Annotated in this window: 19 protein-coding genes; 6 read left to right on the forward strand and 13 right to left on the reverse strand. The window is 31.2% G+C overall.

Annotation, left to right across the window (positions count from 1 at the left end; translation table 11 throughout):
- From ATO12_RS19655 to ATO12_RS19670, 4 genes are all read left to right on the forward strand, one after another.
- Entirely contained in the window at positions 1 to 960 is a 960-nt protein-coding gene (locus tag ATO12_RS19655) for a CdaR family protein (protein ID WP_034245454.1), read from the forward strand.
- An 8-nt stretch (positions 961 to 968) separates the two neighbouring features.
- Positions 969 to 1,547 (forward strand): dephospho-CoA kinase, encoded by a 579-nt coding sequence (coaE, locus tag ATO12_RS19660; protein ID WP_034245457.1) that lies wholly within the window; start codon positions 969 to 971, stop codon positions 1,545 to 1,547.
- Positions 1,548 to 1,631: 84 nt separating this feature from the next.
- Positions 1,632 to 3,197, forward strand: coding sequence for a sensor histidine kinase (locus tag ATO12_RS19665; protein ID WP_034245460.1), 1,566 nt, complete (start codon positions 1,632 to 1,634; stop codon positions 3,195 to 3,197).
- Positions 3,198 to 3,200: 3 nt separating this feature from the next.
- Positions 3,201 to 3,914, forward strand: coding sequence for a response regulator transcription factor (locus ATO12_RS19670; RefSeq protein ID WP_025664007.1), 714 nt, complete (start codon positions 3,201 to 3,203; stop codon positions 3,912 to 3,914).
- Positions 3,915 to 3,961: 47 nt separating this feature from the next.
- On the opposite strand, the gene miaA is transcribed toward ATO12_RS19670, so the two are convergent.
- The 9 genes from miaA to ATO12_RS19715 all read right to left on the reverse strand — a co-directional run bounded on the left by miaA (position 3,962) and on the right by ATO12_RS19715 (position 13,783).
- Positions 3,962 to 4,867 (reverse strand): tRNA (adenosine(37)-N6)-dimethylallyltransferase MiaA, encoded by a 906-nt coding sequence (gene miaA, locus ATO12_RS19675; protein ID WP_034245463.1) that lies wholly within the window; start codon positions 4,865 to 4,867, stop codon positions 3,962 to 3,964.
- A complete protein-coding gene (locus ATO12_RS19680; protein ID WP_034245465.1) occupies positions 4,860 to 5,699 on the reverse strand; it encodes an ion transporter in 840 nt (279 codons plus the stop codon). Before ATO12_RS19680 ends, miaA begins: the two co-directional genes overlap by 8 nt.
- A 33-nt stretch (positions 5,700 to 5,732) precedes the next feature.
- Positions 5,733 to 7,703 (reverse strand): DUF3857 domain-containing protein, encoded by a 1,971-nt coding sequence (locus ATO12_RS19685; protein WP_034245467.1) that lies wholly within the window; start codon positions 7,701 to 7,703, stop codon positions 5,733 to 5,735.
- Positions 7,696 to 9,069 (reverse strand): exonuclease domain-containing protein, encoded by a 1,374-nt coding sequence (locus ATO12_RS19690; protein WP_034245469.1) that lies wholly within the window; start codon positions 9,067 to 9,069, stop codon positions 7,696 to 7,698. The genes ATO12_RS19685 and ATO12_RS19690 overlap by 8 nt, the downstream gene beginning before the upstream one ends.
- A gap of 85 nt (positions 9,070 to 9,154) precedes the next feature.
- Positions 9,155 to 9,820: a YggS family pyridoxal phosphate-dependent enzyme gene (locus tag ATO12_RS19695; RefSeq protein WP_034245472.1), complete on the reverse strand. Its 666-nt coding sequence runs from the start codon at positions 9,818 to 9,820 to the stop codon at positions 9,155 to 9,157.
- 200 nt (positions 9,821 to 10,020) lie between these two features.
- Positions 10,021 to 11,259 (reverse strand): DUF1015 domain-containing protein, encoded by a 1,239-nt coding sequence (locus ATO12_RS19700; RefSeq protein WP_034245475.1) that lies wholly within the window; start codon positions 11,257 to 11,259, stop codon positions 10,021 to 10,023.
- Complete coding sequence (locus tag ATO12_RS19705; protein ID WP_034245488.1) at positions 11,259 to 11,855, reverse strand: M23 family metallopeptidase; 597 nt, start codon at positions 11,853 to 11,855, stop codon at positions 11,259 to 11,261. The genes ATO12_RS19700 and ATO12_RS19705 overlap by 1 nt, the downstream gene beginning before the upstream one ends.
- A gap of 33 nt (positions 11,856 to 11,888) precedes the next feature.
- A complete protein-coding gene (locus ATO12_RS19710) occupies positions 11,889 to 12,776 on the reverse strand; it encodes a 3-hydroxybutyryl-CoA dehydrogenase (protein ID WP_034245491.1) in 888 nt (295 codons plus the stop codon).
- Positions 12,777 to 12,817: 41 nt separating this feature from the next.
- Positions 12,818 to 13,783, reverse strand: coding sequence for a Gfo/Idh/MocA family protein (locus tag ATO12_RS19715; protein ID WP_034245494.1), 966 nt, complete (start codon positions 13,781 to 13,783; stop codon positions 12,818 to 12,820).
- 151 nt (positions 13,784 to 13,934) lie between these two features.
- Here ATO12_RS19715 and ATO12_RS19720 point away from each other — a divergent pair, with 151 nt between their 5' ends.
- Entirely contained in the window at positions 13,935 to 14,576 is a 642-nt protein-coding gene (locus ATO12_RS19720; protein WP_034245497.1) for a protein-L-isoaspartate(D-aspartate) O-methyltransferase, read from the forward strand.
- A gap of 70 nt (positions 14,577 to 14,646) precedes the next feature.
- Positions 14,647 to 15,663: an ankyrin repeat domain-containing protein gene (locus ATO12_RS19725; RefSeq protein ID WP_034245501.1), complete on the forward strand. Its 1,017-nt coding sequence runs from the start codon at positions 14,647 to 14,649 to the stop codon at positions 15,661 to 15,663.
- Positions 15,664 to 15,731: 68 nt separating this feature from the next.
- Here the strand turns inward: ATO12_RS19725 and ATO12_RS19730 are convergent, their stop codons facing one another.
- The 4 genes from ATO12_RS19730 to ATO12_RS19745 all read right to left on the reverse strand — a co-directional run bounded on the left by ATO12_RS19730 (position 15,732) and on the right by ATO12_RS19745 (position 19,268).
- Positions 15,732 to 16,793, reverse strand: coding sequence for an alginate O-acetyltransferase AlgX-related protein (locus tag ATO12_RS19730; protein WP_034245504.1), 1,062 nt, complete (start codon positions 16,791 to 16,793; stop codon positions 15,732 to 15,734).
- Between the two features lie 3 nt (positions 16,794 to 16,796).
- Positions 16,797 to 18,209 carry an MBOAT family O-acyltransferase gene (locus ATO12_RS19735; protein ID WP_034245507.1) on the reverse strand — a complete coding sequence of 471 codons (1,413 nt, stop codon included), beginning with the start codon at positions 18,207 to 18,209 and terminating at the stop codon, positions 16,797 to 16,799.
- A gap of 149 nt (positions 18,210 to 18,358) precedes the next feature.
- Positions 18,359 to 18,817, reverse strand: a complete 459-nt coding sequence (gene smpB, locus ATO12_RS19740; RefSeq protein WP_034245510.1) for an SsrA-binding protein SmpB — start codon at positions 18,815 to 18,817, stop codon at positions 18,359 to 18,361.
- Positions 18,818 to 18,911: 94 nt separating this feature from the next.
- Positions 18,912 to 19,268 (reverse strand): DUF3887 domain-containing protein, encoded by a 357-nt coding sequence (locus tag ATO12_RS19745; RefSeq protein ID WP_034245513.1) that lies wholly within the window; start codon positions 19,266 to 19,268, stop codon positions 18,912 to 18,914.
- Positions 19,269 to 19,342: the final 74 nt, after the last annotated feature.

Consider the following 19,342-nt stretch of genomic DNA (forward strand, 5'->3'; position numbering starts at 1 on the left):
ATGTCAGCTAGAAAAAAGAATAGATTTTCATTAAAAAGGAATAATGTAAAAACCTTTTTGTTTTTTCTAATATTTACTTCGCTCTTGTGGTTATTTATACAATTCTCTAAAAACTATACCCAAGAAGTAGAAGTAGCTATACGATATACCAATATACCACAAGACAAAATTTTTAATGAGCAGAGTGACCAAACATTAAGAATGGTTCTTAATGGAAATGGTTTTAGATTAATGAATCATAATTGGAGTAGACCAACATTACAATTTAATGTAGAAGATGCAGTTAGTAATAGCGGAGATCAATATTATTTTCGTGTTGATAAAGAATCTTCGGTGTTAAAAAATAAATTGGACTTTAAAGGAAGGGTTTTATCTGTGCAAAAAGATACCATACGATTAAAATTAGATCATAATCTGGAAAAAAAGATCCCTGTTAAAATTGCCGAAAAGATTCAGTATGCTATTGGATATGGTAGTGATAAGGGACTAGTAGTTTCTCCTGATTCTATAACAATTAGTGGTCCTTCACAAATTATAGATACGATACAATATATCACAACTGAAAATCTAAATTTAGAAGGGTTAAATGTTAACTATACTTCAAAATTGGACATAAATATAGAAGAATTACCAACCACCATTACTGTTACTCCTGCGCAGGTAGAAGCTCACGTTTTGGTGAGTAAATTTACCGAAGGAGATCAAAAAATTCCTATAACACTAAATAATATACCAGAAGGTACAGAAATTAAGATTTTTCCTAAAGAAATTTCTGTTGTATACAGGGTAGGATTGGATAAGTATAATGAAATAAGCCCGAGAGATTTTATGGTAGTAGCTGATTATGCCAAAGCATCCGAAGAGAGTTTGTTTTTAACTTTAGAGCTGGTGAATAAACCAGATTATATTCATGATGTACGGTTACAGGTGAAACAAGTTCAATTTGTAGTTTTGAAATAAGTTAGAATATGAAAGTAGTAGGTCTAACAGGTGGGATAGGTAGTGGAAAATCTACAGTAGCCAAAATGTTTGAACAACTAGGGGTTGCAGTTTATATAGCCGACATTGAAGCTAAAAGGCTTATGAATGAGGATGAATTAGTAAAAAAACAAATTATTGCTTTATTAGGAAATGATTCTTATATAAACGAAGAATTAAACAGATCTTATATAGCAAATGTAGTGTTTAATGACTCTTCAAAACTACTTCAGTTAAATGCAATTGTTCACCCCGCTGTGGCAAACCATTTTGATTGTTGGAAAAGTAAACAAAAAGGAAATTATGTCGTAAAGGAGGCAGCTATACTTTTTGAAAATGAAGGCCATAAACAATGTGATTATACTATTCTTGTGTCGGCACCAATAGAAACAAGAATTGAACGCGTCCTAAAAAGAGACAAAACGACCAGGGAAGATATCCTTTCTAGGATGAATAATCAGTGGGAAGATGCTCGAAAAATCCCATTAGCCGATTTTATAATATATAATGAAAATATAAAAGATACTGAAAATCAAGTACATATAATTCATAAAGAAATATCTTCATAAAATGTTTGTAATCCGAATCTTTCATTTTGTTAACATTTGGTTAAACCCTAAAGTAGCTAAATGTTAAAGTCTTACTTTTGAGTTATGAATAAAAGGTTATTCGTGTTGCTGATAATCCTAATGAGTTTATCGTTAATTGGGATTATTTTTGTTCAGGGATATTGGATTAACAACACTGTAGAGAATAATGAAGAACAGTTTTCTTTTAATGCGAAACAAATACTGATATCTGTATCTAATAGAATTCAATACAGAGAGTTTGAAGAAATGTTTTTTCCATTACAAGAGATTCTGGATAGCATAGAAGAGCCTGATAACAAAACTATACGTCAGCTTCTAAATATTAGTATTGATAATACGACAAAGTCGTTTACGCATACAGATGGTATTTTAGAAGAAGATTATAAGTTGTTTTCGTCTTTTATAAATTTAAATATTGATACGGTTCGATTAAAAAATATATTAAATCGTAATACCGATGCTGCCATACAAAATGATAAAAGTGATTTTGTAAGGCAAAATTCTAAATCCAAACTAGAGAGAATACGTGGGTTAACAGACCTGCAGAGAATGGATTATGAAATAGTAATAGGAGAAATTGCCAGTTTTATACCAATACATAGAAGAGTTCAAAAAAGAGAAATAGATTATCTGTTAAGGAAAGAACTGGAAGAGAGAGATATAAAAGTAGACTTTGAATATGCTATTTATAGTAACGCTTTAGCAACCAAAGTACGTTCTGATGATTTTAGTTTGGATTATCCAACAACATATGCAATACCACTTTTTGTAAATGATGAAGGTGTAAGTGAATATCAGCTATATGTTAATTTTACTGGAAAAAAGCAATATGTACTTTCCTCTATCAAAGGAATGGCCATATTATCTATAATATTTACGTTAATTATTGTAGTTGCATATTCCAGTGCTTTATCACAATTGATGCAGCAACGGCAGATATCTCAGATTAAAACAGATTTTATTAATAATATGACGCATGAGCTTAAGACTCCTATTGCTACTATTAATTTGGCATTAGATTCTATAAAGAACCCTAAAATAGGAGGAGATCCAGAGAAAGTGCAGCGTTATATGAGTATGATACGTGAAGAAAATAAAAGAATGCATGCCCAGGTAGAAAATGTGTTAAGAATATCTCAGTTAGAGAAAAATGAACTTAACATTAAAAAAGAAAGACAAGAGTTGCATGATATTATTGAAGATGCAATTACTCATGTATCTCTAATTGTAGAAAATAGAGAAGGGTATGTGAAAATGCATCTGGGAGCACTTAAAACTACGGTATTGGCTAATGATAGTCATTTGACTAATGTAGTTGTGAATATTTTGGATAATGCAATAAAATATTCAGAAAATGAACCTAAAATAGATGTGTATACAGAAAATGTAAAAAATAGTATTGTTCTTAAAGTTCGTGATCAAGGAATTGGAATGAGTAAAGTAGCACAGAAAAAGATTTTTGAAAAGTTCTTTAGAGAACATACCGGAGATCTTCATAATGTAAAAGGACACGGATTAGGACTAACATATGTGAAGAGAATTATAGATGATCATCATGGTCAGATATGGGTGGAGAGTGAAAGGGGAAAAGGCTCCACATTTATAATTAAATTACCGTTAATATCTTAAAATATGGAAACAGAAAACAAAAAGATTTTGCTTGTAGAAGATGATCCAAACTTTGGAACAGTATTAAAGGATTATCTAGTAATGAACGATTATGATGTTGTGCATGCTAAAAATGGTATGGAAGGCTTCGAAAAATTCAAAAAGGATGATTATGATATGTGTATTCTTGATGTCATGATGCCTTATAAAGATGGATTTACATTAGCAAAGGAGATTAGAGAAAAAAATGAAGAAATACCAATCATCTTTTTAACTGCAAAAGCAATGAAAGAAGATGTGTTGAAAGGATACAAAGTAGGAGCAGATGATTATCTTAATAAACCTTTTGATAGCGAAGTGTTATTAATGAAAATACAAGCTATTATGCAGCGTAAAAGCACAGAATCTGTTGCCGATAGTAAACAGTTTGAGTTTAACGTTGGAGGCTTTCATCTTAATTCAAAACTTCGTTTTTTAACGTTTAAAGAAGAAGATCCTATTAAACTTTCTCCAAAAGAAAATGAATTACTTCGCTTACTAGCATTACATCTTAATGATTTAATGCCTAGAGAATTAGCATTAACAAAAATATGGAGAGATGATAATTATTTTACCTCTCGTAGTATGGATGTATATATAGCTAAACTTAGAAAATATTTAAAGAAAGACGAAAATGTCGAAATTCTTAATATTCACGGAGAAGGATTTAGACTAGTTGTAAGAAACGAAGAATCGTAGGAATAGTAACGGTAACTAACTTCTAAAAGTTCACTATGTGTAATGTATCATAGTGAGCTTTTTTTTATGTGCATTATAATAGATTCAATATCTTCTTTGTAGTCATACCAACTAATTTCTAAATCTTTTTTAAACCAGGTAAGTTGTCTTTTGGCAAAACGTCTGGTGTTTTTTTTGATTTCAGAAAGAGCAAAATCCAAATCCCATTCTTCATCCAGGTATTTAAATATTTCTTTATATCCAACAGTGTTTAATGCATTTAATGATTTATACGGGTAAAGGCTTTTTACTTCATCAAGTAAACCTGCTTCAACCATTAGTGCTACGCGTTGGTTTATTCTGTCATAAATAGTTTGCCTTTCTGCAGTAATTCCAATTTTGATTATATTAAAAGGTCGTTTCTTTCGTGGTTTAGTAAGAAATGATGAATAAGGTTCTCCACTACCAATACATACTTCTAGAGCTCTCATAACTCTATGGGTATTGTTTAGGTCTACCTTCTCATAATATAATGGATCCAAAACTTTTAGTTGTTGCTGCAAATTTTCGATTCCTTTGCTTTTATATTCTTTTTGAAGTTCTTGTCTAATCTTTATATCTATTTCAGGAAAAAGATCCAGCCCTTTGGTTACTGCATCGATATAGAGTCCAGAGCCTCCAATAAGAATAGCATAGTTGTTATTTTTGAATAACTCATTAAGTTTATCTAAAGCATCTTTCTCAAAATCACCTACGCTATATTCATTTTTGATACTTATGTGTTGAATAAAATGATGTTTAGCTTGCTTTAATTCATCAGGAGAAGGGGCTGCAGTACCTATGCTCATTTCTTTATAAAACTGCCTGCTATCTGCAGAGACAATTTCGCAATTAAAATGTTTTGCAAGTGCAATACTTAAGCTAGTTTTACCTATAGCCGTCGGACCAACAACCACAATTAGATTTTTATTCATGGTCATGGTGTAAGTCTTTTCCGCATTTATGGCAGAATTTAGCATTGTCATTATGCTCATTTTCACTACAGTGACTGCAGGATTGAGTATTTAAATGTACTTTACGAGCTTGATGATGTGTGTATTCGGCACTTACAATACCTGTAGGAACAGCAATAATACCATAACCCATAATCATAATAATGGCTGCAAGAAATTGCCCTAGCGGAGTAACAGGAGCAATATCACCATAGCCAACGGTTGTTAGTGTAACAATACACCAATATACGCTTATGGGAATGCTTTTAAAACCACTTTCTTCTCCTTCTATAATATACATTACCGTACCCATAATTATACATAACACTAATACAGCAAATAGAAATACCAATATTTTGGCTCTACTATCTTTTATAGCTTTGGCTAATCTGTTTGACTCGCCAATATATCTCGAGATTTTTAAAATTCTAAAAACCCGAAGTAACCTTAATGCTCTAACTGCCAATAATGCACTGGTACCTGTTATAAAAAATGATAAATATAATGGTATGGTAGATAAAAAATCAATGATCCCATAAAAACTAAAAATATAGGAGGCTGGTTTTTTTATAGAAATAATACGGGCAACATATTCAAAAGTAAAGAATATAGTGATGATCCATTCTGCATAATACAAAAACGTATAGGTTTCAGCAGATAGTCCTTTTACACTTTCGAGCATTACAAAGATGATGCTCAATACTATTAAGATAAGTAGAGTTACATCAAATAATTTTCCTATAGGAGTATCGGCTTCATAAATGATGTCGTGTAATTGGTTTTTCCAGTTCTTATGCGATGAATTATTGTCCAAATTTCTTGATTTTGAATAAAAGTACTAAAAAAACTAATGTACCCTTCTTACTGCTATAAGAGTATTATTTTCTATTTCGATAATAAGATTAAAGAAATCTTTAAGTGTTTTATAGTATTCTACAGGATAATATGAAGAATTAAATGTTATTCTATGAGTAATAATTAATTGTTTTTCATTTTTTTGAAAATTGACACCTACCTGACCTAGATGATTAGGAATGGCATACAAAGAATTTTTTGGTACATCAATAAATTCGTAATTTTCGGGTAACTCGATAGAAACCAGGTATGTATATGAATCTGAATAACCAAAATCAACAGGGTATGTTCTTTGATTAAGTTTGAAAGGAGTTTCTTTAAAAAAGGGTAGGGTAAATGGTTTTATGTAAACCGTATTGTCTATTGTTTCAGTACTTCTTGTGAATTGAAACTCTTCTTCAAATGGTTTATCATAATTCTTCTCATCTTTAATACTAATGTTGGTTATTTTTACTTCCGGGTTTTTCTTTTTCCTTATGTCTAAATAACTTTGTTTGTTTACCTGATCTAGTTCTTTTCTTTTGTAGTATCCATGGTAACCAGCGAAAACGTGTTTTGCTTTACCGTCTAATTCTAATTCTTCGTTTAGTTTTAGTTCTTCTTTATAAAAAATTAAAGAACGCTTTACGGGCTTTATATCTATCCATGAACTACCATTTTTAAAATCTAATAACCTACCCTGTACGTTTAAGCATCTAAAAGGTACTTCTCCGAATGCTAAATTATTTTCTGTAGCATCTAAAAGAAATGTTTCATCTTCGATAGTTAATTGTGTAATTAAGTAATTAAAATCAGAGATTACAGGGTGTATGGTTGTAGCGTAGCCATTATTTCTTGTGGATAGTAATACAGGGTAAGCTTTAAATTGTTGTTGTTTTAGTGTGTTATGTAATAAAATATTTATACCAGAGACATTACCCGATTTAGAGTTAATTACTTCAGAAATAGAAGTACCTTTAAAAATGTCATTCTTTTTGTTCCATTTATAATGATCGGCAATATAACGATATATTGCCTTTGCTTTGATCACGTCATTAGGCATTGATTGTATAGTATCGGGAAGAATGTTTTTGGTGATTCCTGTTTTTTTGAGTTGCCCCCCAATGGCTATTTCTTTTTTTAATTTAAGATCAACATTTTTCCAGGTTTCGGTATATTTGGTATTGACTCCATCAAATCCTTTAAATTCTTTTAATTCATACTCAATACGAGAAAAATAATTACTCTTTGCTGTCATATATTTTTCTTCTTTGAAAGCAGGAATATCTTTCATGATATATGTGTTATGAGAACAATCGGCAGATCCTAAACCTGATGCTTGAAGACAATTTTTTTTAATAGTAGATTCGCTGGTGCTTAGTTTTAGAGTTCCTACAAGCTTTATATTGTAAACATAATTACCAGGTAAATCAGCTATAAACTCACTATACATTTTAGGTATGTCATCCTGAAACTCCCAGCCATTAAAATTATACATAAAGGGGGATTCTACCTGGTATTTATAAGTAAGTACAGATCCTGGTTTTATATTAGAAAATGTAAATTTTACAGAAGTGAAGTTTTGATCATGTTTTTCGTAATAAATTTGGTCTTTTTCTACTTTGGTCTTAATAACTTTACCTTGTTCGAGATTATAAGTATATGCCACCAGGTTGTTAAAAGATTCTTTATTCCTTTTGTTTCTATATAAAAGAACTTTTATTGTAGCATGATCAAACCCTTGCTCGTTTAATATTTTGACTTTTGCTTCATAATCTGTTAACAAATTATAACCACCGCCATTTTCAACTCTACTAAACCCTTTTTCGTAGATAAAAAAGGCATTTGCTGTGCTGTCGTTTTTATATGTTGTACTCTGTAAATCAATCATACTTACAACCATGTTTTTATCATTGTAAGCTTCTTGAGCACTTATTAGAAAAGAGAAGGTGGTTAGGAATACAAAGAATAGAATTCTATACATTTTTTTGTAGTTTGATAATCTTTAGTCTTTTATGTGTGCGCACATAACTTTGAATAATGTGTTGAGCATCTCTATTGTGGGTCATTGGGGTAATAATAGAGCGTAAAATCTCTATATTATTGATCTGATGATTGAGATTGAAGTACCCTATACCTTTAAATTTTCCTTCTTCGACCAATATTACACTTTGCTCGTCAATATCTCTTCCTCGATCTACAATAATCATATCCTGACTTTGAAACGAGGTATTGAAAATAAGTTTTTGCGCCCTAATATTATATTCTTCTGCAGGTTCATTATAAATACAAGCACCATTACACTGTTTTATAGTATAGTTAAAGCAATTACTTTCTCCATTATCCAGACCCATCAACTTTTGACATAAATTATATTCTTCTGTCCATCGATGCATATAAGTCTTAGCTTGCTGTTTATTAGAAAAAGTAGTGATACTTATTTTACGGTGATCTGCTTTTTGAACTTTGAAATTTATATACCCATTGTCATCTGTAAATTGATATAGTGCCTGATCAAACTTTGTTTTACGTAATGCTCTATTATACTTTGGTTTGTTACGCTTTATCTCTTCGCTTTCTTTTAGCAAAGCTAAAAGTTCACTTCCTGTATTCTCATACGTAACACTAACCACCTCTTCCTGTATTCTTTTAGATTTTCTATTGTCGTTTGTGAAATGTTGGTTGAGGCGTTTTTTTATGTTTTTACTTTTACCAATATATATAATAGTCCCATCTTCGCGATGCATATAATATACTCCCGTTGCTGTAGGAGCATCTTCAATTAATCGAAGAAGCTTATCATCGACCTGTCGCTTAGTCTCTGTTCTAACGGTTTCTGTAATTATTTTTTTCTCTATGTCTTTTGTGAGCAAGAGTTTAAATAACTTTACCGTAGCCAGGGCATCACCATTGGCTCGGTGTCTATCAGAAAGAGGGATGCCAAGCCCACGAACAAGTTTACCTAAACTATAAGATTGTTGATCTGGGATTAATTTTTTAGAAAGTTCTACAGTGCATAAAGATTGCCGTTCGAATTCGAATCCTAATCTCGAGAATTCGGTTCTTAAAATTCTATAGTCAAAACTAGAATTATGTGCAACGATAACACAGTCGGTGGTAATTTCAACAATTCTTTTGGCTATTTCATAAAACTTGGGTGCATTGCGAAGCATTTGATTATTTATCCCGGTAAGATTAGCTACAAATGGCTGTATGGGACGTTCGGGGTTAACTAGGCTTATAAACTGATCTACTACATCATGTCCGTCAAATTTATAAATAGCAATTTCAGTAATTCCTTCTTCATTATATTTTCCTCCGGTTGTTTCAATATCTAAAATTGCATACATATAATTTGGTAATCTTTATTTTTTCAAGCTAAGTTTAATAAGGGCATTATTATTATTTTATTTATCAATTTGGTAAATCAAGTTACTAATGTTGGTAATTTCTGGCTCCAAAAATAGAGCTTCCTATTCTAACCATAGTACTTCCGCAGTCAATAGCCATTTTGTAATCTCCACTCATGCCTATCGATAAGGTTTTTAGTTGAGGGTATTTTGTTTTTATATTTTCAAAGAAAGTTGCAATTTTTCTAAACTCATCCTGTATTTGCTGTTCATCATTTGTAAAAGTCGCCATGCCCATAAGCCCCTGAATATTAACATTAGTTAAATTCTTAACTTCTTCATTATTTAGTAAGGCGATAGCATCCTGTTCTGATAAACCAAATTTACTTTCTTCTTTAGCAATTTTGATTTGTAATAGACAATTAATAGTTCTATTGTGTTTTTTTGCCTGTTTATTGATTTCTTTAAGTAATTTGTAACTATCTACTGCATGAATGAGATCTACAAAGGGAGCCATATACTTAACCTTGTTAGTTTGTACATGCCCAATCATATGCCAGCTAATATCCTTTGGCATGGTTTCCCACTTTTCGGTCATTTCCTGAATCTTATTTTCACCAAAAATTCTTTGACCAGCATCATAGGCATTCATTAGATCAGAAACAGGTTTGGTTTTGGATACTGCTACCAGAGTAACTCCTTCAGGAATTGATGTTTTTATTTCATGAAGTTTTTTTTCGATATCATTCATAGTTTGCAAAGATATCTAAAATCATTTTTTTTATTGATATTGATTATCCGTTATTTATTTATAAATCAAAGGCGAATTTTGATCTTTTTTATATCAAATAATTAGCTAATTGTTTTCTTGACTAAAAAATAAATAGAAAAGGATGTTTATATCAAACATCCTCTGTATTATGTATTGTCACTACTTGATTAAGTATAAAATTAAAATTCGTAAATGGTGATTCCACTTCTTAATTTTGGTTCTATATATGTGCTTTTTGGAGGCATTTTTAATCCTTCGTCCGCAATTTTTTTGACTTGCTCTACAGATGCAGGAAAAAGCCCAAATCCTACTTTATATTCTCCATTGTCAACATCACTTTTTACCTTTACAATTCCATTCTTACCATGTGAGTATTCGATACGAGTATCTGTGCGCAAATCTTCGATACCTAAAATAGGTTTTAATACCGTTTTATATAAAATCTGCGCATCTAATTCCTCTAGCGCATCTGTAAATTCATAAGTTGTTTTTCTTAGATACAATGAATAAAACTCATCGTCAATATACATACTAAAATGATGAGGTTTTGAAGGTCTGTATACTTCTGGTCCTCTATTTTCAATACGAAACCATTCATCTAGTTTGATTAGAAACTCTTCTTTGGATAATCCATTTAGATCTTTTACTAATCTATTAAATTCATAAATTTTTAAATCAGATTCAGGAATCAAATAACTCATAAAAAAATTATAAGCTTCATTGCCGTTATGTTCGGGGTTATTTTCTTTTAAATCCTGAGATAGTAAGTAAGATGAGGCAGAACGATGATGGCCATCTGCTATATATACGGTTTTAATAGAAGAAAAGGCATCTTGTATCTCGCTAATAGATTTTTGATCCTCTATTTTCCATAGATAATGTGTATCGCGATTTGTAGTTGTAAATTCATATTCTGCTCTTGCTCCAACAGTTTCTGAAATAATTTTTGAAATAGAATCATTATCAGGATAAGTTAGTAATACAGGTTCTGCATTAAAGCCAACTGTTTTTAGATACTCTTTAAAAGTGCTTTCACGATCTTGAAGCGTATCTTCATGTTTTTTGATAACATCATTATGATAATCTTCTGTACTGGCCGCAGCTATAATACCGCAAAATGATTCTTGTTCACGATTTACAATTTTGTAAACATAATAACAAGGACTATCCTCTTGCATAAAAATTTCATCTTCTTTAAATTCCAGATATCGATTTCGAACCAACTTATAACGTTCTTCTCCCGATATTTCTTTATGGTATTTATATCCAGGGTTTACAATATGTAAAAAAGAATAAGGATTGTAATCCATTCTTGAATCTCGCTCAAAAGAAGTGTAACTTTGATATGATCTGGAAGCCACCAGATTTACTTTATCTCTTGTTGGTCGTATAGCCTTAAACGGATGAATTTTTGCCATTAATTATTATTTATAAATTTTGTAGGATCCAGATATCCAGATCTGTCATTTGCATATCCGCCACCGATATCCATAAAAATATCGTCTCTGATTTCTAGATGCAAATGAGCCAAATATATACCATTTGCATTACCTATAGTTGCTATTAAAGCTCCTTTTTTAACAAAATCTCCTTCTTTTACAAGTATAGAATCACAATGCGCATATACAGATTCATAATATTTTCCTTTGTATCTATGTATTACTCTTATAACATTACCCCAGCCTCCTTTAATGTCTTTAGCAAAAGAAACATATCCATTAGCAATGGTATATATGGGGTCTCCTAGATCTGTATTACCTCCTCCAACACCATTCCAGTCATCACCTAAGTGATTGTTTTCTCTAAATTTTTGGGCATTATAATAGCCTTCAGCATTTGGTTTACCAATCGGATAATCAAAATCAGAAGCGATAAATTCTGGATTTTCCTTAAAAAGAGATGTATAGATCTGATATGGATCTTGATTACGATTTATAACAGCGCTAACGGTCTCATTTCTGTTTTTGCAGGAAATCAAGGTTAAAACTATAATCAGCACCAGGATTTTGTTCATCGTAAGATCAGGAAGTAAATACTAAATTACGAACTATACGAACTGTTTGGATACGATTTCTGCTTTTCTACTTTCAGAATAATCATAGAATCCTTCTCCACTTTTTACTCCGAGTTTACCAGCCATAACCATATTAACTAATAATGGACAGGGAGCATATTTTGGATTTTTGAAACCATCATACATTACATTAAGAATAGAAAGACAAACATCAAGACCAATAAAATCGGCTAATTGTAATGGACCCATAGGATGTGCCATTCCTAATTTCATAACAGTATCAATCTCTGATACTCCTGCTACACCATTATATAAAGTCTCTATGGATTCGTTAATCATTGGCATAAGGATACGATTTGCTACAAATCCAGGATAATCATTTACTTCTACAGGGATTTTACCTAATGTTTTAGACAATTCCATGATAGTAGAAGTCACCTCGTCAGAGGTATTGTACCCTCTAATGATCTCAACTAATTTCATAATAGGCACGGGATTCATAAAATGCATACCAATAACCATCTCAGGACGATTGGTTACAGCAGCAATTTGCGTAATCGATATCGATGAAGTGTTAGAAGCTAAAATTGTATCTTCTGGGCATGCCTCACTAAGCTCTTTGAAAATTTTTAGCTTTAAGTCTACATTTTCTGTAGCAGCTTCAACGACAAGACCTGCATATTCTACTCCTTCTTTGATATTGGTATAAGTAGAGATATTGGCAAGTGTAGCTTCTTTATCGGCTTCCGATATTTTTTCTTTAGCAATCATCCTGTCTAAATTCTTTGTGATTGTGGCTAAGCCTTTATCCAAAGATTGTTGAGAAATATCAATAAGCTGTACTTTAAATCCTTTTTGAGCAAAAGTATGTGCAATACCATTCCCCATAGTTCCTGCACCGATTACTGCAATGTTTTTCATATGTATATTGTTTATTTGATGTATATGTGTAAATTTTGTTTTTAATGAGCAAAGCAATCAATGATTTTTAAAGCAACTTCTAATGCCTTTTTTCCTTGCTCTAAAGATACTACAGGTGTAGTATCATTTTTTATGGCTTCTGCAAAGGTGTCTAATTCATCTAATATTGCATTATTAGATGGAACATTAGGGTTGTCAAAATAGATTTGTTTTTTCACACCTTCAGCATTTTGCAATATCATAGCAAAATCATCTGGAGTCTCAGGAGCATCTTTCATCTTTACGACCTCACATTTTTTTTCAAAGAAATCAACCGAGATATAGGCATCACGTTGAAAAAATCTGGATTTTCGCATATTCTTAAGAGAAATCCTACTGGCCGTAAGATTAGCTACACAACCATTTTCAAATTCTATTCGAGCATTGGCAATATCAGGAGTTTCACTAATTACAGATACTCCACTGGCACTAATATGTTTTACTTCAGAGTGTACTACACTTAGTATTGCATCTATATCATGAATCATAAGATCAAGAACTACAGGAACATCTGTACCTCTGGGATTAAACTCTGCTAATCTGTGCGATTCGATAAACATTGGATTGTCAATCTTACTGGCTACCGCAGTGTATGCAGGATTAAAACGTTCTACGTGTCCTACTTGTCCTTTTACATGGTGTGCATTTGCCAAATCAATAAGTTGTTGGGCTTCTGCTACAGTATTAGTAATTGGTTTTTCTATAAAGACGTGTTTGCCCGCTTTTATTGCTTGCTTAGCTACATCAAAATGAGCAAAAGTTGGGGTAACAATATCAACTACATCTACTGCATCAATTAATTCTTCGATAGAGTTAAAAAGTTGATAACCAAATTCCTCTACTATAGATTTAGCTTGAGTTTCGCTAGCATCGTAGAAACCTATAAGGTCATAATTTTCTGATTGTTGTAGAAGACGTAAATGGATTTTACCAAGGTGTCCCGCACCGAGTACTCCGGCTTTGAGCATAATATATTGATTTTACACAAAAATAGTATTATTTATAAATTTTAAATCCTAATTATATCTAAAATGCAAAATTTTAGTTCGAAGAAAGAAATAGTTTGCAAATCTTTAAAATCTTTATGTAATTTTAGCCTGCTAAATAACCCTTAGAATAGTGAAAGATACCCTTAGACATGCCGGAAAAAGAAAACAATTAGTAGACGTATTGATTAAAAAAGGAATCAAAAATAAAACTGTGCTATCTGCTATAGAGAAGATACCCAGACATTTGTTTATGGATTCTAGTTTTGAAGATCATGCATATCAGGATAAAGCTTTTCCGATTGCTGCAGATCAAACCATTTCTCAGCCCTATACTGTAGCGTTTCAAACAGAATTATTAGAAATAGAAAAAGGAGATAAGGTGTTAGAAATTGGTACGGGATCGGGATACCAGACTGCAGTTTTGTGCGAAATAGGAGCAAAAGTGTATAGTATAGAACGTCAAAAAGAATTGTTTAAAAAAACAAAATTATTTTTGTCTAAACTTGGATATAGACCAAAACACTTGTCGTTTGGAGATGGGTATAAAGGCTTAAAAGAACATGCCCCGTACAATGGAATTATAGTAACAGCAGGAGCTCCTTTTGTTCCAAAACCATTATTAGGGCAACTGCAAATTAATGGCCGTTTGGTAATCCCTGTAGGAGAGGACGTGCAAATAATGACGCTTTTTGTTCGTAAAAGTGAAACAGAGTTCGAAAAACGAGAATTCGGAGAGTTTAGATTTGTTCCTTTGCTAGAGGATAAGAATTAGAAAAGGAATACATTTTTGAGAAAATCTTTTCTTAATGCATAATCCAAGATAAAAGTATATAAAATTTGGTATGGATAATAAGTCACTCACATTAGAATTGTTTGATCTTGTAAATAAGCGGAAATACACCTCCTCTGATATAGCAAAAATTGAAACGCTATTGAAAGAAGGGGCAGATGTAAATTATCAGGAACCCGAATATCCTTTTGAAACTATACTTTACAGAGTTATTTCTTCCTGGAAAAAAGAAGAAAGGTTAGCGATTGTAAAACTTCTGCAGTCATATAATGTAGATGTAAATGTAGAGTGTGATATTTTTTTACCAATCGAGCATGCAGCACAAAAAGGAGATGAAAAAGTAGTTGAGTTTTTATTAGAAAATGGAGCAGATGAAGGATTTCAGGCAACCCTAAAAATAGCAATTGAAGGAGAGCATATCGAAATTGCAAAAATATTGATTGATACAGGTATTAATCTTGATATGCACGAAGGGGCAGATGTACCTTTTCTAAATTATTGCACAGAGCCATATCGAATACGAGATAGAAAAAAAGAATATGATGTTGTACCCGGAGTAACAATTGCTCAGTTTTTGATAGATAGAGGAGCAAACCCTAATGGTTTACCTAATTCTTCTCTAACTCCTTTGCAGAATGCAGTGAATAACGATTTTTTTGAATTAGTAGAATTATTATTCGATAATGGTATTGAATCCATAGCAGAAGAAGATCCTATATTGCTTATGGTACAATCTGTAGAAATGGCTAAAATTTTACTGCAGAAGGGAGCAAATATTAATGTTCGAAGTGAAAAATATAGAGGATCGACACCTTTAATTTCAAGTATAAGTAAAGAAAACAGAAGTTTAATAGAATTTTTTATAGAAGAAAAAGCCAATTTATACTCAGTCGATAATGATGGTTTTACCGCTTTTCATCGAGCAGTTTTATTAGAAGACATAAATTTGATAAAATATCTGGCAGACTATTATGATATTAAAAAATGTGACGAAATTTACTCTCTATTGTCCATAGTCGATTCTACTTGGATAAAGAAAATAATAGAAGAACTGCTAAGTGATACTTAATTAAGAAAGAAAGTTTTTATTCTAAAAAATTGGTTACCCGAATGAAATAGACTCTTTTAGTTGCCAGGCTATCGATTTAATAAAACATCTACATCTCTTTCTACAATTTGATAATATAAAATATTAGGTTGCTCTATTTCGATTACATCTTTATCGAATTTGTGATTCCAAATAAAAACAGAGTGATTGAAGGTTTCGCTAAAATATTTTTCATAATATGGAAAGAAAGAATCGTGAAAAACTAATATTTTGAGATTGTTTTTGGCAGATGTGTTTTGGAAACGTTTTTCATAGAGTCTATCTGCATTATGGTAACCAATAGGTACCGTTAATTGATCTGTTTGCTCTATTGATTTTTCGGGAGTTTTAAATTTTAGATGGATAAAATCTTCCGTTTTACTATTCATCAACATGTTGTTTAGATCACCAATTTTGTTGTCTTCTACATATGCTTCCATGTTTTCTAGTTTGTATTGGCTAAATCTATCTTTTTTAAAATCTTGAGTTATAAAATTCATACTGGATTGATAAGCATAAAATCCTGCATAACCATTCCAATGCGTGTCTGTTTTGTGGTACAAAATCGTATCATTTCCTTTAGGGAAATTTGCTCCTAAATTTATAAAGTTAACATCAATAGTCTTACATAAAGAGTCTAATTGCTGAAGCTTTGTGTTTCTTTCATATTTTTTTATTTTGATCATATCACTATGGATCGTATGCTTATTAGGTGCTATTGCAATATAAAAGGCAACATTTCTTTCTTTAAGCCACTCTTTCCTATGAATTAAAAGTTTTTTCAAAGAGATTAATTCCTTTTTTGTGAATACCACTAAACCTTTTGATTCTGATAGTGCATTACTAAAATTATTTCCTAAAAATTTCCACTCATTTTCTGTTTCAATAACTTTGTTCGGAATTGGGTTTACATTCAGGACATTGGTTTTGAAATTGGTATAAATTTTCAGTAAATCAGATTTTAAAGGAAAGTTTCGTTTAAAATTTAAGCTGATTTTTTTTTCATTTTCCTTAAGTGGATCAACTTTTATCCTTAGGTTAACCAGGATAAAAGGTATCGAAATGATAGTGATACAAATAATTATAAAGGAAATTGTAATTTTTCTTTTCATTTTTTAAAATCTAAAATAAATAAAAGGATTATAAGAATCAGCAGCTATGTATATTATAGATAATATAAGGAGTATTAAAATATTAATATACCTAAAAGGTAGAAGCTTTGGGTTTTTTAATCTTTTTTCAAAATAAGGATATGTAGGTATTGCAAAGATAAGTGCTAATATACAAGTGAGTAGAAGTTCGGTGTTATAATTAAAATAGGTTATAAAATCATTTACAGAAGCATTCCCTTCGCTATACATAAACATTGTCTTAAGGTATTTAATAGCCTGCTCTAAAGTATCAGCTCTAAATAAAACCCAACCAACAAGTATGATTAGTAATGTATAAAGGTGTCGTAAAGGTTTCCAGGCTTTTTCTAAAATTTTATTAAAACCAATTCTTTCGATTACTATAAAAACCCCATGAAACAGACCCCATATTACGAAATTCCATTCAGAACCATGCCATAAACCTGTGATGAAGAATACGATAAATAAGTTTACATAAGTTCGATATTTGCCTTTTCTGTTTCCTCCCAGAGGAATATATAAATAGTCTTTGAACCAGGTAGAAAGAGATATGTGCCATCGTCTCCAAAATTCTTGAATACTTTTTGATATATATGGATAGTTGAAGTTTTCTAAAAAATTGAAACCAAACATTTTGCCTAATCCAATTGCCATATCCGAATAGCCAGAAAAATCATAATAAATCTGAAATGCATAAGAAATAACGCCTAACCAGGCATAATATGTCGAAACGTCACCTCCGCTTTCTGTAAAAATACTATCTGCTATACGGGCAAAAGTATTGGCTATAATCATTTTCTTGAATAGCCCTATTATGAAACGTTCTAGACCTTTGGCAAAACTGAAAATACTTACTTCTCTATTGGCTATTTCTCGCTGAATATCAATATACCGAACAATAGGCCCTGCTACTAATTGAGGGAACATGGTTACATAAGTAGCAAATTCTAGTAAACTTCTGTTAGCCTTTATATTTCCTCTATAGACGTCTATAGTGTATGACATGGTTTGAAAAACATAAAAACTAATTCCTAATGGTAACACAACTTCAGGAATGTTATGTAAACTACTAGAATCTATTTGTAGTAAATCTAATACAGCGTATAAGTTATCAATAGCAAAATTGAAGTATTTAAAAATCCCAAGTGTTACTAAATTTGTGAGAATAGAGATTCTTAAACCAAGTTTTCGCTTCCCTTCTTCAATTAAAATACCACACTTGTAATCAACCAAAGTAGAAAACAACATCACCAGTACCAAGAGTTTTTCACCGTAGGTATAAAAATAGATACTAGCTATAAGTAATACCAGGTTTCTATACTTTTTAGGAACAATAAAATATAATAGTAATGTTAAAGGGAAAAAAAGAAGTAAAAAATAAGCGCTACTAAATACCATGTGTGATCTGCGAAAAGATGAATATAAGGTTAATTATTTAGTCATTTAATTGGGAAATACTATAAACAAAGGAGTCGAAAATATATTTTTTTGTAAAATGTTATATCGGATTGGTTCATGGATCAATTGTTATTTTCGAAAGTTTCTAATTACTTATATTCTTTTTTGATACGATCTAGGTTTCTTTTGTTATCCCTGTCTTTAATTGTTTCTCGTTTGTCATACATCTTTTTACCACGTGCAAGAACAATGTTAAGCTTTGCTAATCCACGATCATTTATAAATAATCGAGTAGGTATAATGGTTAATCCAGAATTTTTTACTTCTTTTTCAAGTTTTTTTAATTCCTTTTTGTTAAGTAATAGTTTCCGTTCACTTTTGGGATTGTGATTAAAATAAGTGGCATGAGAATACTCTTCTATATGCATATTAATAACAAATAATTCATTGTTGTTAAACTCACAGAAACTCTCTGCAATATTTGCTTTTCCTTCTCTTATAGCTTTTATCTCTGTACCAACGAGTTTAATTCCTGCAGTATATTTATCCAGGAATTCATATTCAAATTTGGCCTTACGGTTTAATATGTTGATTTTATTTGGATTCATATGGTATTCCGAAATACTTTTGTAAACGCCTACAAAAGTACAAAGCTTTCTTGAAAGAAAGCTTTAAACAAAAAACGAATATTTTAAATACTTTTTATAACTCCTGAAATTGTATTGTTGAAATCTTGCCATCTGCATTAAGTTGAAGGTCCATTCCTAAAGTTGCTTTATCAAATGTTACTTTATAACTATAAACCCCTTCGGCGGTTTCAACGAAAGTTATATTTTTCATATTACCGAATTGCCCGTAACAGCCATTTATAAAATTAGATACGCCTTCTTTAGTCATGCTTTCTTGCATTTCTAAGGTATACATCTCAAAAATTGCATTTACATCTTGTGCGTTAAAATTTTCTAGAAAAGTCTTTGTAGTACTTTCATAAGTACTTGCATCCTGGGCTACACCATATTGGATAGTAAAACAAGTAAAAAGTAAGATTAAATATTTCATGATATTTTCAATTTGGGGTTAGGAACTGCAAAATAATTATCTTTTCGTTAAAATTAAAAAAAACAATCTTCAAT

Origin of the sequence: Aquimarina atlantica (genome assembly GCF_000626715.1) — a bacterium.
Taxonomy (GTDB): Bacteria; Bacteroidota; Bacteroidia; order Flavobacteriales; family Flavobacteriaceae; genus Aquimarina; species Aquimarina atlantica.